Origin of the sequence: Candidatus Aegiribacteria sp. (assembly GCA_021108435.1) — a bacterium.
GTDB lineage: Bacteria > Fermentibacterota > Fermentibacteria > Fermentibacterales > JCC-6 > Aegiribacteria.
Map to the genome: position 1 here is coordinate 1 of JAIOQY010000152.1, position 14,865 is coordinate 14,865.

A 14,865-nucleotide genomic window follows, 5' to 3' on the forward strand; every position below is an offset into this window, starting at 1 on the left:
TTATCCATGCACCGCTTATTACAACAAGCGATGCCGAGGGGGCCGGAGAAGCCTTTCAGGTAACTTCTATGCCCCTTGACAGCATTACACTGAAGAACGGTGATGTTGATTATTCGACTGATTATTTCAAGAGACAGGCTTTCCTTACGGTAAGCGCGCAACTTGAGGCTGAACCTCTTGCCCTGGCCATGGGTAAAGTATACACCTTTGGCCCTACTTTCAGGGCTGATCCATCTGATACACGGTTTCATACGGCGGAATTCTGGATGATCGAACCGGAGATGGCGTTTTTTGACCTGGATGATGATATTTCTCTGATAGAGGATTTCATCAAATTTTCAGCTCGTTATCTTCACGATAAATGTCCCGAAGATATTTCCTTCTTCAATAAATTCTATGAAAATGAACTCAAGGAACGATACAGAATGCTCATAGAAAGCGATTTCGCACGAATTACATATACTGATGCATTCGTACTCCTGAAGAAGAACAGCGGCAGATTTAAAGATGTACCTGAGTGGGGAAGCGATATTTCCACTGAATACGAGAGATTCCTTACCGATGAGCACTTCAGATGCCCTGTTTTCGTAACCGATTATCCGGCAGATATAAAACCATTCTATATGCGGCTGAACGATGACCGGAAAACTGTTGCCTGTACCGATCTTCTGCTCCCCGAGGTTGGTGAACTTGTTGGTGCCAGCCAGAGGGAAGACAGACTGGATGTGCTGAGCATTCGCGCAAGGGAGTGCGGTATTAACATAGATGATTACTCATGGTACTTCGATTTAAGGAAATGGGGATCTGCTCCCCATTCAGGATTCGGACTGGGGTTTGAAAGGCTGCTGATGTATCTAACCGGAATGGAGAACATACGTGACGTGATTCCATTCCCGAGATCAAAGGGGAAAATGACCTGATATTTGTTATGTCAAAAGAAATGGTTTTGGATAATTAGCGTGTTGAAAGGGATGAAAAAATGGAAAGTACAATGATTACTATCGACGGTAATGAAGCTACTTCGCGGATCGGGCATAAGCTCAGTGAAGTAATAGCGATCTACCCGATCACACCCTCCAGCGGCATGGGCGAATACGCGGACGCCTGGTCCTCGCAGGGTAAGACGAATATCTGGGGAACCATTCCGCTGGTTCAGGAAATGCAGAGTGAGGGTGGAGCTTCTGCGGCCGTACACGGAGCGCTTCAGACTGGAGCTTTGACCACCACATTCACAGCATCGCAGGGTCTCCTTCTCATGATACCGTCCATGTACAAGATCGCTGCTGAACTCACACCGGCAGTATTTCACGTTTCAGCCAGAAGTCTTGCATGCCAGGCCTTGTCAATATTCGGAGACCACAGTGACACCATGGGAGTCAGACAGACGGGTTTTGCCCTTCTTGCAAGCGCCTCGGCCCAGGAAGCGATGGATCTGGCGGTAATCGCGCATGCATCTACACTTAAGGCAAGGATTCCATTTATCCATTTCTTCGATGGTTTCAGGACCAGCCATGAGATCCAGAAGATCGAACTGGTTCCGGATGAGGTTCTCCGCAGTATGATGGATGATGAACTCGTAATAGCTGCAAGAAACCGTGGACTTGATCCGAATAATCCGGTACTCAGAGGAACAAGCCAGAATCCTGATGTTTATTTCCAGGGAAGAGAAACCGTTAATCCATACTATCTCGCAACTCCAGGAATAGTACAGGACTACATGGATAGATATGCTGAACTGACTGGAAGACATTACCATCTATTTGATTATGTTGGCGCGCCGGATGCCGAGACGCTGGTAATACAAATGACTTCAGGATGCGAAACCGCTCATGAAACAGTTGAACACCTCTGTAACAGAGGTGAAAAGGTAGGACTGATAAAAGTCCGTCTGTACAGGCCATTTGATGTTGAAGCATTCCTCAACTCTATACCGGACTCAGTACGGAACATCGCCGTTCTTGACAGAACCAAGGAATCAGGCGGTCCGGGTGAACCTCTATATCTTGATGTTATCACTGCACTCTGGGAGAATGGAAAAGACGATATCAATGTAATAGGAGGTCGTTATGGACTCTCCAGTAAAGAATACACTCCTGCAATCGTCAAAGCAGTTCTCGAAGAAGCCTCCAAATCAGAACCCAAGAATCATTTCACAGTTGGCATAAATGATGATGTTACGGGAACTTCTCTCGATATTCCCGACTTCGAGCTTGATTTGCCCTCAACAATTCAGGCTGTTTTCATCGGTCTCGGTTCCGATGGAACAGTCGGAGCCAACAAGAACAGCATCAAGATAATCGGAGAGGAAACCGACAACTTCGCACAGGGTTACTTCGTTTACGACTCCAAGAAGGCAGGCGCCAGAACAGTCAGTCATCTTAGGTTCGGTCCTGAACCCATCAGACAGACCTGTCTCATTACTGCTGCGAATTTTGTTGGATGTCACCAGAGCATCTTCCTTGAGAAATATGACGTTCTTGGATACGCAGCAGAGGGTGCTACTTTCCTGCTTAATTCACCATTCAGTGTGGATGAAGTATGGAACAAGCTTCCAAGATCAGTTCAGGAAGCAATGATCGCAAAGAAATTGAAGTTCTTCGTTATTGACGCCTACAAAGTTGCAAAAGATACCGGGATGGGTGTTAGAATAAACACTATCATGCAGACCTGCTTCTTCGCAATCTCGGGAGTGCTTCCTAAAGATGAGGCCATCCAGAAAATCAAGGATGCCATCAAGAAGACCTACGGAAGGAAGGGTGATGAAGTAGTCCAGCAGAACTACAATGCCGTAGATCAGACTCTTGCAAATCTCTTTGAAGTGGATTATCCGGATATTGTTACCAGCACCATTGAGATGCCCCCTACGGTTCCGGAGGAAGCACCGGAATTTGTCAAGCGCGTAACCGCGAAGATCATAAGAATGGATGGGGACAGTATTCCCGTCTCCGACATGCCTGCAGACGGAAGCTGGCCTACAGGCACAACGCAGTGGGAAAAGCGGAATGTCGCGCTTGAAATTCCCGTCTGGGAACCGGATACATGTATCCAGTGCGGATTCTGCAGCCTTGTCTGCCCCCATGCGGCGATAAGAATGAAAGTATACGATAAGGAGTTGTTAACCAACGCCCCTGATACTTTCAAATCCACTGAAGCCAGGGGAGCTAAATTCGAGGGAATGAAATTCACCATTCAGGTGGCTCCTGAGGACTGTACAGGCTGCGGAACCTGCGTACATATCTGCCCGGCAAAGAGCAAGGAAAATCCAGAGAAGAAAGCCATCAATCTGGCCAATCAGCCTCCCCTTCGCGTACCGGAAAGGGAGAATTACTCATTCTTCCTGGACATCCCGGATTTCGACAGGAAGAAGCTCAACGTATCTCTTGTCAAGGAATCACAGTTGCTTCAGCCCCTTTTCGAATACTCAGGTGCATGCGCAGGATGCGGAGAAACTCCTTACGTCAAGCTTCTAACTCAGCTGTTTGGAGACAGAGCAGTCATAGCAAACGCTACAGGCTGCAGCTCTATCTACGGAGGCAACCTCCCGACCACTCCATACTCGAAGAATCATGACGACAGAGGCCCGGCATGGAACAACAGTCTCTTCGAGGACGCTGCTGAATTCGGTTATGGATTCAGGCTTACAGCGGACAAACACATCCAGCTGGCCGGAGAGCTTCTTCAAAGACTGTCTGCTCAAGTCGGTGAAAATCTTGCAGAAGCGATTCTTAGCGCTTCCCAGAATTCCGAACAGGATATTGCGGATCAGCGGGAAAGAATCGCTGAACTGAGAAAGGCTCTTGCCAATATAGATTCGATGGATGCAAGGCAGCTTGAAAGTGTTGTTGATTACTTCGTTCACAGAAGTGTTTGGACGATAGGCGGAGACGGCTGGGCTTACGATATCGGATACGGTGGTCTTGATCATGTCCTGGCGCAGGGCAGAGATATGAACATACTTGTACTCGATACGGGTGTTTACTCAAATACAGGCGGTCAGTGCTCCAAGGCTACTCCGCTGGCGGCAGTAGCTAAATTCGCTGATTCAGGAAAACCACAGCCGAAGAAAGACCTGGCGATGCTCTGCATAAGCTACGGGAACATCTACGTTGCCCAGATCGCCCTCGGTGCGAACTACAATCAGACTGTAAAGGCGTTTGTCGAAGCTGAGAGCTTTGACGGACCGAGTATCATCATTGCCTATACACACTGCATCGCTCATGGCATCAATATGACCTATGGTCTTGATGAGCAGAAGAATGCGGTCAAATCAGGTTTCTGGCCCCTTCTCAGATTCGATCCGAGAAAGATAGGTTCAGGTGAGAACCCTCTGACTCTTGACAGCAAAGATCCCTCGATTGCGTTCAGGGACTTCGCATATAATGAGGCAAGGTTCAAGAGCCTGACCAAGACGAAACCGGAGCATGCAGAAGTACTTATGGAGCTTGCTCAGGAAGAAGTTTCGCGCAGATGGAACATCTACAGACAGATGGCTGACATGACCTGGAAAAAGTAATAATAAGGTCGGACTTAACTATCTAAACTTCTATGGACTGTTTAATCGCATTTTCGACAATAAGTGATTGCGGATCAAGCGTATCTTTATAAAGATGACTTACAGCGGTATCTGAAAGTCCGAGATATCTGCCTGTATCAGCTTGACTGATACCAATTTCGTTGATAAGCAATTTCACAATTATACGTCTTATCCGGGTTGCTTTCCTTGGACCTCTTGGTTTTCTAAGAGTACTTATTGGAATCCTGGATATTTCAGAAGCAGCATGAATAATGGCTTCTATATTTCTGTGTTCCTTGTTTCTATTCCTGATCTTCATTTTCCTGATATCGTATAATTGTTTGTAGATTTTTCGTGCAAATTCAATTGAACCCGATATTCTAACCGAACGTTTTTGAGGTGCATCCTTCTCGCATTCAGCTGCTTTAAGTCCTTCTCTGTTTATGAAGTACGAACCTATATCCATATCTTTAATATTTGAATTAAAACCATCTGATAGGAAATCCAGATAACCTGATATCCAAGTATTTCCTCTGATGGAAAACTCTGATTCAAGCAAATCTGTTTCCTGCCAAGGATAATTACATACACCTGTTATATGGACATGACCGCTTGAATAGTAATGATTCAGCTCATTCAGGTCTTTTACCATGCCAGCTCTTAAGGGATTCAGATGAATATAACGTACTAGCTCAAGAAAATAGCTTTCTTTCTCAACCAATATGGATCTGAATCTTCCCTGAAACACATGTCCCTGCCGATCGGATTTCTTATTGTAATGCATCGCAAATCCTGTAAGGAGCTTCTGCATAGACCTTGATAGACTTATATTTACTGGTTCCACCAGAAGATGGAAATGGTTACTCATGAGCACCCATGCATATACTTTAAGATGCTCCTGTTTCGCAAGCTTTTCTAACCTGGAAATGAAATCCTTCTGATTCTCCGGTAATGAGAAGATATTCTTACCATCAATAGCTCTTGAAATCACATGATGGAATGTACCAGGCTCATCAACCCTGAACGTAGTTTTCATACTTACAGTGTACGCATATTCTAGAGACAATGCAAGGGGTCAGTGTATTAAATAAATATAGTTTAATAATATGAGGCATAAAGTTAATATAGTTAAGTCCGACCTTGTGAACGACCTTGCGACCTTGACATCAGGTGGTGGAGGCGGCGGGATTCGAACCCGCGTCCGAGAACAGGGATTCATCGGGTCTACATGTTTAGGCCGGATTAATTTCATCCTGATTCGGCTCCGGTCGGCCTTGTCGGACTAGCTCTCATTTAATCTCGCTGCTTACGTCTGAAAGCGGGGCTTCACAGCCAGCCTTCCTTCTTGCGCCCTGCCCCCGATCGGAAGACAATCCCGGAGGGGACGGCTACTCCTGTTTACGGAGCAGCGTGCCGTAAATTATGCGGCAGTTGTATCTATCCGCCAGTTTTACGAGGTAGCGGCACCTCGACATGCATCCGGTGAACCACTTCTGAGCCCGTCGAGACCTGTCGCCCCCACGTCCGATTCTTATACAAATTATGACTATATTATCATATCTGTCAACCCCAGTTGTTCCTTCCTGGACTTGCCAAACAGACAGAATTGGGTTATTGAATTGCTTCAAATTGAAATTTATGAGTAATAGGAGAAACAAATGTCCTGGAAATGTGATATCTGTGGCAAAGGGCCTACTGTTGGGAATCGTGTCAGTCATTCAAACAGACATACAAAGCACGTCTGGAAACCAAATCTTCAGAATGCAAGAATTCTTGTGAATGGTAAAATAAAGAAGGTTAAGGTTTGCACTACCTGTCTGAAATCCGGCAAGGTACAAAAGGTCTGATTATTGCGCTAATCTAATTGAAAGCGGGAATCGCATGATTCCCGCTTTCTTCATTTATCAGTCCCAGTTTTGTCGGTATCTTTTTCAAGAGCTTTAATACGATTCTGATGACCTGTGAATGACGATTGATACTCCCTGGCCAACCTGGTGTGACCAAATCCCATATTAAGAAAATCCCACTCAAATGATGTATCTGTATCAAGCTCTTCAAGTACCCACCTGATACTGATACCTGCTCGTTTAAAGGCAGTGTTCCAACCTACTCCGGAAAGCTTCTCTTCAAGCGCGTAACTGGTTCTGTAATCTCCCCTTGCGAGCAGTGCCCTGATATGAGCATTTCTAGGTTCTTCATAATCAATAGAGACTTTTTTAAGACGTTTGAATCCGATTTCAAGTTCCCTGATCCACTCCCTGAGATCTGTAGAACTTGCCATGGAAGACCATTGGAATGCAGTCCAGGGTTTAGGAATAAATGGATTTACGGTGACATGTATTGGCAGAGAGGTTCTGCTTCTTACTTCTGATACAAAATCGAGAATACCCTTCCTGTCACTATCCATCTCAAACGGAAGTCCCAGCATGAAGTGGATTATGATACCTGTCACACTTTCAGAATGCTTCTCTACAGACTCGAACATCACACTATTGCTAAGTTTCTTGCCAATAATTTTTCTCAGAGAATCTGTTCCAGTTTCCGGTGCTAGAATAAGTGCTCTTTCAGAAAAACGCTGAGTCAATTCTTCAGTTCTATTTGAATCAAGCAATACGTTTGAATACTGCGTCTCAGCAGTTTTTATCATCTTTCGAAGATCAGGATGCGATCTTGGTGAACTTCCAAGAATGGTTAACCTGTCAATATCCGGAAGATTTCTGATTAGATCCTCAACATCTTCCAGTTTGCATTCCCTGTAGGGCAGACTGACATAACCCAACTGACAGAATTTGCAATTATAAGGACATCCACGCGATATTTCCAGCATGATCGTCTCACCACGCGCACATTCAGAAGATGTTATACAAGATGTTGAACCCATTCCTTCAGATCCAGCCCACTGGCGCATTATTGAATTAACTTTGCCGGGAATTTCATGAACTGATGGAATATACATTCCGGGTAATGTTGCAAGCCTTCTAAGCAATTTCTTCTTTGAGGCTCCCTGTGCACCAAGACTTTTAATTGTGTCCAGAACAGGGCCCAAAGAAGGTTCGGTTTCACCAATAACAAATGCATCCATGAAAAGCGAAAGGGGCATTGGATTCGCGGTAACAGAAATCCCGGTTGCGATTACAAGCGGCCATTTATCAGTTCTGTTCTCAGATCTGAGCTTAATGCCGGAAAGATTCATCATCTGTAGAATTCTGATATAGTCATCTTCTTCTGAAGGAGTGAATACTAACAGATCGCATTCCTTAATTGATTTTCCGGTCTCGAGTGTTATTGCGGGGTGATTGTATCGACTTCTCCAGTGGTATTCGTCCAGAACCGGAAAAAATGCTCTTTCACAACAGGTTTCCGGCCATGATACCAGTTGCTGATACACACTCTGAAAACCAAGTGAGGACATCGCATAACTGTATTCCCTGGGCGAAGCCAGTGTTATTTCAAAAATTCCATGTTCTGAGACAAGCTGATGACATGTTTCCTTCGCAAGTATCCTGCGTCGATTCTCTTCGTAATGCTCGGCTGCAGGTTTTCGGCTCATATATATTACCCTCCATTCATGGATGTGGCTAATATATGTAAACAAATAACATATAGCTAGATAACTAGGCTATATTGTTGTTATCATGTGTATTATCCCTCATCATACCATATGGACTATCGTCTAAGAAATGGTGGGTGCTTCTTCCTGTCCTCTTTATGGCTGGCTCTGGCTGCTCCAAGAGTAAAAGGTATTGAGCTTCGTTCACTGGATCCAGACGATGTATTTACCTGCAATCTATCAGGTAATCTGAAATCCATCTCTTCCATCTCAGTATCTTCCATTTCCCCGAACCCGGTTGCAATTACAGTTACCTTGAGTTTATCCCCCATATCTTCGATTGTACTTGTTCCAAGAGATACATCCGCCTGAGGTCCAACAGCTTGTGTGACTATCTCCACTGCTTCATGGAATTCAGTGAACTTCATACTTGAAGAAGCTTGTACGCTCACGAGGAGTGACTTGGCTCCCTCAATAGAAACATTCTCAAGTAATGGATCTGAAATGGCCCGTCTTGCAGCTTCAGATGCTCTGTGCTCTCCGTTGCAGCATCCTGTACCCATCATGGCTCCGCCACCAGTTGTTATAACTTTCTTAATATCCTGAAAATCAAGATTCATCAGACCTGGTGATAAGATAATGTTGGCAATTCCCTCAACAGCATCTTTCAGGGTTTTATTACCTCTTTCCAGTGCATCGATCAGTGTCTCATCTTCACCTGCTTCGCGGAGCAGACTGTCATTCGGAATTACAATGAGAGTGTCGACTTCTTTCTTGAGTGAAGATATTCCCTGTTCGGCTCTGATCTTCTTGACAGAACCCTCGATTTCGAATGGTCTTGTTATCACGCCAACAGTTATGGCACCAAGTTCTCGTGCAATTCGGGCTACGACCGGAGCAGCTCCGGTACCTGTTCCTCCGCCCATTCCAGCTGTAATGAAAACCATGCTGCTGTCCTGAAGGTTTTCTTCAATTTCATTTCTGCTCTCTTCCGCAGAACTCTCTCCGGTTTCACAGTTTCCTCCAGCACCAAGACCACCGGTCAGCTTCAGGCCCAGCTGAACTGTCAGATCAGCCTTGCAATTGTTTAGAGCCTGCAAATCAGTATTCATAGCTATATACTCTACACCGACTATGTCAGCGCTCAGCATTCGATCGATTGCATTACAGCCGCATCCTCCAATTCCGGCAACTGTTATTTTCGGTTTTCCGCGATACTCCTCGGTCACATCAACGATCTGAAGACGAGGTCCTTCCTCCTTAGGTATCATCATTCCTCCTTTGTTTATTATCTCAATCTGTTAAATAATCCCTTTATTCTAATAACTGTATTTTCGAGAGGATTCAACCATTTTCTATACTCATATTGACTCTTCTCTTCTCGTGTTAGAAGCACCAACCCGACCGCAGTAGCAAATTCGGGTGTTTCTGCAAGAGGTGAAGCCATATTCAGACCTATAGATGTTCCAACCTCTGCAGGAAGACCGGTAACTCTAGAAGCCGCCCTGGTTATTCCCATAAGGTGTGACGTTCCACCTGTCAGCACAATTCCAGCAGGGAGATCAGTTTGTTGTATTCCAGCCCTGTTGATTTCATTCATAATTTCCATCATCAATTCATGAATTCTTCTGGAAGCAATTCCCGAAATCATCTCGGATGATATGGATATGGAGTTTCTCCCGCCGAAAGTACTTGCAGTTATGCTTTTTTCTCCCCGTTTTTCAATACCTGAAACATCTGAGTATTCCTTCTTCAACCTTTCAGCCTCTGAGTGCGGAATGCGTAATTGCTGAAGATCTCTGGTTATCGCTTCACCACCAATGGGAATGACAGCAAGATGAGCAAGAGTACCCGAATAAAATACGGCTATATCCGTAGTACTTGCTCCAATGTCAGCAAGAGCCACACCGATTTCCATTTCATCTCTCGTAAGAACTGCTCTTGCTCCGGCGGATGCCGCAGGAAAGATGCTTGAAATTTTACGACCGGTATTCTGTATGACCTGTTCAAGATTCAGGATTGCTGATCTATCTGCAGTGACCATGTAAATATCAGCTGTAAGCCTCTCTGCGCGAAGACCAACTGGTGGCTTTATCAATCTCTCAAATTCATCAATGGAGTATCCGCATTTCACCGTACGGAGCACCATCGATTCACGAGGAAGTTTAATCAACTGTGCGGTTTCCAATGCATCTTCAATATCCATCCAGGTTATTTCACCGGAGCTGAGATCTCCTTCCCTGTCTATATTCACAGTTCCCCTGCCATGCAGTCCTCTGACATGAGTACCACTGATAGACACAGCAGTATCAGATATTTCCCAGCCGGAAAGTGACTCAGCTTCTTCCATAGCAATTAAGGCTGCATCAGTTGCACCCTGAAGATCCACAATCATCCCGGAGCGGACGCTATCTCCGGTCAACGCCTGACCTGCACCTGTAATTTGAAGAATTCCCTGATCATCGACTTCAGCAACAATGCATGTTACTCTTTCACTTCCTATATCCAGTCCGGCAAGCACATTCTGACTCATGATTCTTCTCCGGACTCAATGCTTTCTTGTGTATTTCTTCTGAGAATTGCCTGATCATAGTATCTCATGTCCACCTGTTCCCAGTAACCAAGATCGGATATAGAGGCTTCAAGAAGACAATAATCCCTCCATCTCCCGGACAGATTGTCCATTCCCAGGAGGACCTCACACCAATCGCTCATATAGACTGATAAACCCTCATCGGAATAGCGAAATACAAGACTGTCATGTTCAAATTCCGCGGTCTCAAACCATTCAGCGAGGCTGGCAGATACTGATGTGCTCATATTGGATGGAGCATCAACAACGGGAATTGTATCTGTCAGGAAATAGACTGGAAGACGCTCTCCGGATGATGAGATCGCTACTGTACCAGTGGAATCATTTACAGCAAATATGGGTTCAGCCAGTTCAATCCGCAGAACAATACCGTTAAATAGTTCCCGACTGACCGCAGCATCATCGATTCCGGGGATATCCTCAAGACGTTTCTGAACCTCTTCAAGATCGATCTGCCAGATGGACGTACCGAACAGAGGTTCAACAGCAAGGCTTACTGCTGATGAATCAGCTTGTCGTATCCCTCGTATTCGCACTATATTAAGGTCGAATACTCCTCCCCTTTCGAACCATCTGTAAGCCATCGCAAGCGCGAATGCGATAATACCGGACAGAAGAAGTATCCAGATTATTTTATTACGCCGGACTATCATCCCCCACCTCTGACAATTCTTCTCGCATATTGATCCACACTTCCAGCGCCCATGAAAACAATCACATCAGCCTGCATATCTGATAGACGAGGTCTCAATTCTTTCTGGAAGCATGCTTCACAGGTTCCACCGGCTCTTCTGACAGCATCTACGATGAGGGAGCTGTCCACACCCTCGATCGGTTTCTCTCGCGCAGGATAAACCGGGAGAATCAGGCTGCAATCTGCCGATGAGAGAGCTCTTCCCATCTCTTCAGCATGCGCAGCAGTCCTCGAATAGAGATGAGGCTGAAACACAACGCAGATTTTTCCATTTGAAACCTGAGATACTCCCTGAAGAGCTGCGTTTATCTCATCATGATGATGTGCATAATCAGAAAGCACAATCGCTGATCCGAATTTCCCGATTTTCTCCAGCCGTCTTGATACCCCGGGAAAATTCCTGAGAGCCCTGATGGCGTCAGCAGCGTCAACCCCAACAGTTGACGCAAGAGCAATAGCTGTTTCCGCATTTCGAAGATTATGCTCACCTGGAAGGGGAAGTATTCCGGTGATATCGCCTATCTGATATTCCTGTTCCCATGAATCAACTCTGGTGCACTTGCAGAGGATATCACCCATGGTTCCTGTTGTGATTACCCTTCGTCCAATCCGCTCAGCCCATCTGGCAAGTTCTCTGTTTTTGGAAGGAACAACTACCGTCCCGCCCGGACGGGTCATTTCAAGAAAAATGCCAAATGCGACAGACAGAGCTTCAGGAGTACCGTAGCATTCGAGATGTTCTATGGCAAAAGATGTAATCGCAGCAGACATGGGGCGAAGATGGAGGAAAGCTCTGTCGTATTCATCCGCTTCAACTACTGTCAGATCAGAACCGGAACGGAAATTGCCATTCCATTCCGAAACCCGTCCTCCAAGCATTACAGTTGGATTAAGATCTGTCTCCTGTAATATCCAGCCAGTCATGGCAGTTGTTGTTGTTTTTCCATGAGCACCCGCTACAGCGAGCAGAGTGGTGTCGTTTGCGAGATCTGCCAGTGCTTCACTCCGCCTGAGGACTTTAATACCATTTTTCAGTGATTGAACAATTTCCGGATGATCAGGCGGAATGGCCGCGCTGAAAACAACCTCTTCCGCATCTTTAATATGATCAGGACTGTGCCCCTCAAAAACCTGTATCCCCTTTGCTGCGAGTTCGGAACGGTTCTCACCTGGGTTCCTGTCACATCCAGAAACGATATATCCTCTGCTTCTGTACCAGAGAGCCAGAGAACTCATTCCGCTTCCGCAGATACCAATCAGATGTACACATTTAGCCATTAGTTTCAACTCTCCTCAGATAACGCAAGAATATTTCTTGCGATCACTGCCGCTGGATTCACCGGCATCATCTCCGCCAGTGCGATCTTCATTTTGTCCATGGAAGAAGGATTCCCCAGCAATCCAGTTATCATCTTCCACACATCGTCAGGTTCCAGTCCATCCTGATCAATTTCAATTGCGCCACCCTTTTCTGCGATGGAAGCTGCATTCCATTTCTGGTGATTATCTGCAGCGTATGGGTACGGAATGTAAATTGAGGGAATTCTGAACCAGGACAGTTCAGCTGTTGTCATGGCTCCTGATCGTGCTACAGCAATATCGGCAGCAGAATAGAGCAGCGCAGGATTGTCAGTAAAATCAACAACTGTAATCCTGTTGTTTCCCCTTGATTCGCGAATTACCCTATCCTTGTCTCTGGAACCACACTGAAGAAGTGAATAAACCCCTTCAGGAACTTTCACTGCGATATCATTAATTGCTTTTGCTCCCTGGCTTCCACCAAGTAACAGGATAACAGTACTTTCAGGAGGAATCCCAAGTTGATTTCGCGCTTCTCTTTTTTCAATCCTTTCGAGTGTTGGTCTCACAGGATTCCCTGTCAGAACAACAGGTTTCTTTTTGAAATATGATGAAGCTGATTCGAATCCGATAAGAATTTTATTCGCGAATGTCGCCGCAAGTCTGTTTGCCCGCCCCGGAATGCTGTTGGATTCATGAATAACTGACGGTATTCCGAGGGATCTTGCAGCAACAACTGGAAAGAAAGAAGAGTATCCTCCAGTAGAAAGTAAAGCAGATGAATCAAGTTCACGAAGAAGTCTGCGAATTCTGATAAACGATCTGATTGCTCTGATCGGGAAAAGGAGCTTTTCTGAGAATCCTCTGTCTATTCTTGGTGGATCAAGTGTATGAACCATGCTTTCAAATTGTCTGTACATCCTTCTGTCAACCGGTCTTGGAGTCGCAATGAAATCCACTGTAACCTCTGGGAACTCTTTAAAGATAATTTCTGCAACAGCAATGGCCGGACTGATATGCCCCCCGGTTCCTCCCCCTGCTATGGCTATTTTCATTTTTTCCCTCTTTCCACGGCTACTCTGGATACGATTCCGAGAGAACCAATGGTTATCAAAAGATTGGAACCACCCCATGAGACAAGCGGAAGAGGCATACCTGTGGATGGAATCATCCTGGTCACAACGGCAATATGAACGAACATTCCAACCGCAATTGACGCTATTAACCCGCCGACAACAAGATAGCCGAAAAGGTAATCCGCGGTATCAGCGATTATCCATCCTGACATCAGGAGCAGAAACAGCAGGATCAATATCAGCATGACACCGGCAAATCCCGATTCTTCCCCTATAACCGCAAGTATGTAGTCAGAAAATGCTTCAGGAAGGAATCCTCTCTGCTGACGTCCCCTCCCAATTCCCCTGCCCATTATCCCGCCGCTTCCCAGAGCAATACAGGCCTGTTCAGGCTGGTAAACAGAAGCTTCTGTAGCATTACCGGGTGAAAACCAGCTTCGAAGTCTCTCTCTCCGGTATTCCGACGAGAAAGCAACTACTGAGGTAAGTGCAATCATCAGGAGGAAAAGTATCAGCATATCTCTGAATCGTGCTTCAGCCAGGAAGAGTACTACAACCATCATGATAAGAATGTACATCGCACCAGCAAAATCAGGTTGCAGAGATACCAGAACAGCTGGAAGAATCGCGAGAAAAGCGAGCTTAATTACACCTATTCCACTTCGTGCTCGGATGGCGCCATCGGAAACAAGTGATGCGGCAAGCAGTATATAGGAAATTCTTGCGACCTCAGACGGCATGATGCGAAATCCCCAGAAAACAAACCACCTTGCAGATCCATTGATGAAGGGGGCCCAGTGTGAGCCCTTGAGTATAAGCAGAGCCAGAAGCAGTACAACAGATCCCACATAGAGGATTGGAGACAGTTTCTTCAATTTATCAGAAGGTATTGACCAGACGATAAGGCCGGCTAGAACTCCAACAAATACTTTTCTGATATGTGGAAGCAGGAAGATCGTACCGGAGTCTGAATCTGTAATCATTAGAGATTTGAATGAGCTTGCTGTAAACACGGCAAGAGTTCCCAGAAGCAGAAGTAATCCGGCGGATATCAGCATAGCATTTCTCGCTCTTACGGCTTTAGCCCTCATGTTTCACTCAAGCCCTCCACAAGATCTCTGAAATGCTCTCCACGCTCCT

The 14,865-nt window shown here is 45.7% G+C and carries 11 protein-coding genes and 1 other RNA gene; 3 read left to right on the forward strand and 9 right to left on the reverse strand.

Annotated features, from left to right (window positions below; translation table 11 throughout):
- Together asnS and nifJ are read left to right on the forward strand one after the other, a co-directional pair.
- Positions 1 to 920, forward strand: a 920-nt coding sequence (gene asnS, locus K8R76_08475) for an asparagine--tRNA ligase (protein ID MCD4848211.1), incomplete at its 5' end; no start/stop codon positions are given.
- A 59-nt stretch (positions 921 to 979) separates the two neighbouring features.
- Complete coding sequence (gene nifJ, locus K8R76_08480; GenBank protein ID MCD4848212.1) at positions 980 to 4,513, forward strand: pyruvate:ferredoxin (flavodoxin) oxidoreductase; 3,534 nt, start codon at positions 980 to 982, stop codon at positions 4,511 to 4,513.
- 22 nt (positions 4,514 to 4,535) lie between these two features.
- Here nifJ and K8R76_08485 read toward each other — a convergent pair whose 3' ends face one another.
- Both K8R76_08485 and ssrA read right to left on the reverse strand, forming a co-directional pair.
- Entirely contained in the window at positions 4,536 to 5,549 is a 1,014-nt protein-coding gene (locus tag K8R76_08485) for a transposase (GenBank protein ID MCD4848213.1), read from the reverse strand.
- A gap of 135 nt (positions 5,550 to 5,684) precedes the next feature.
- Positions 5,685 to 6,033: a transfer-messenger RNA gene (ssrA, locus tag K8R76_08490) on the reverse strand.
- Between the two features lie 138 nt (positions 6,034 to 6,171).
- On the opposite strand from ssrA, the gene rpmB reads away from it, so the two are divergent.
- On the forward strand, positions 6,172 to 6,360 hold the full coding sequence (gene rpmB / locus K8R76_08495; protein ID MCD4848214.1) for a 50S ribosomal protein L28: 189 nt from the start codon (positions 6,172 to 6,174) through the stop codon (positions 6,358 to 6,360).
- Between the two features lie 50 nt (positions 6,361 to 6,410).
- On the opposite strand, the gene K8R76_08500 is transcribed toward rpmB, so the two are convergent.
- The 7 genes from K8R76_08500 to K8R76_08530 all read right to left on the reverse strand — a co-directional run bounded on the left by K8R76_08500 (position 6,411) and on the right by K8R76_08530 (position 14,816).
- Entirely contained in the window at positions 6,411 to 8,063 is a 1,653-nt protein-coding gene (locus K8R76_08500; GenBank protein MCD4848215.1) for a radical SAM protein, read from the reverse strand.
- 116 nt (positions 8,064 to 8,179) lie between these two features.
- Positions 8,180 to 9,337, reverse strand: coding sequence for a cell division protein FtsZ (gene ftsZ / locus K8R76_08505; GenBank protein MCD4848216.1), 1,158 nt, complete (start codon positions 9,335 to 9,337; stop codon positions 8,180 to 8,182).
- Between the two features lie 14 nt (positions 9,338 to 9,351).
- Positions 9,352 to 10,596: a cell division protein FtsA gene (ftsA, locus tag K8R76_08510; protein MCD4848217.1), complete on the reverse strand. Its 1,245-nt coding sequence runs from the start codon at positions 10,594 to 10,596 to the stop codon at positions 9,352 to 9,354.
- Complete coding sequence (locus tag K8R76_08515; protein MCD4848218.1) at positions 10,593 to 11,309, reverse strand: FtsQ-type POTRA domain-containing protein; 717 nt, start codon at positions 11,307 to 11,309, stop codon at positions 10,593 to 10,595. Before K8R76_08515 ends, ftsA begins: the two co-directional genes overlap by 4 nt.
- Entirely contained in the window at positions 11,306 to 12,628 is a 1,323-nt protein-coding gene (gene murC, locus K8R76_08520; protein MCD4848219.1) for a UDP-N-acetylmuramate--L-alanine ligase, read from the reverse strand. The genes K8R76_08515 and murC overlap by 4 nt, the downstream gene beginning before the upstream one ends.
- A 5-nt stretch (positions 12,629 to 12,633) precedes the next feature.
- Positions 12,634 to 13,704: a UDP-N-acetylglucosamine--N-acetylmuramyl-(pentapeptide) pyrophosphoryl-undecaprenol N-acetylglucosamine transferase gene (locus K8R76_08525; GenBank protein ID MCD4848220.1), complete on the reverse strand. Its 1,071-nt coding sequence runs from the start codon at positions 13,702 to 13,704 to the stop codon at positions 12,634 to 12,636.
- Positions 13,701 to 14,816, reverse strand: a complete 1,116-nt coding sequence (locus tag K8R76_08530) for an FtsW/RodA/SpoVE family cell cycle protein (protein MCD4848221.1) — start codon at positions 14,814 to 14,816, stop codon at positions 13,701 to 13,703. The genes K8R76_08525 and K8R76_08530 overlap by 4 nt, the downstream gene beginning before the upstream one ends.
- Positions 14,817 to 14,865: the final 49 nt, after the last annotated feature.